We start from the raw sequence: 367 nt of genomic DNA, 5'->3' as shown, positions 1-367 counted from the left end.
TTGGCTCGGCCAGCAGGCGGAAGCCCTGGGCGTCGAGATCTTCCCGGGCTTCCCGGCCGCGGAGATTCTCTACAACGACGACGGCTCCGTGAAGGGCGTCGCCACCGGCAACATGGGCGTAGGCAAGGACGGCGAGCCGACCGAGAACTTCCAGCTCGGCATGGAACTGCACGCGAAGTACACGCTGTTCGCCGAAGGCTGCCGCGGCCATCTCGGCCGTCAGCTGATCTCGAAGTTCAAGCTCGACGCGAACGCCGATCCGCAGGCCTACGGGATCGGCATCAAGGAACTGTGGGAAATCGATCCCGCGAAGCACAAGCCGGGCCTCGTGATCCACACGGCCGGCTGGCCGCTGAAGTCGGACACC

General features: G+C 65.7%; 1 protein-coding gene. It reads left to right on the top strand.

The features are described 5' to 3' along the window. Window positions 1-367: NAD(P)/FAD-dependent oxidoreductase (locus tag U4Z64_RS37435; RefSeq protein WP_415750634.1), on the top strand; the 367-nt coding region annotated here is incomplete at both ends.

This window comes from Burkholderia sp. BCC1996, from assembly GCF_905339955.1.
Taxonomy (GTDB): domain Bacteria; phylum Pseudomonadota; class Gammaproteobacteria; order Burkholderiales; family Burkholderiaceae; genus Burkholderia.
The sequence above is the reverse complement of the archived record's forward strand: the minus strand, read 5'-3'. Positions and strand labels throughout refer to the sequence as shown.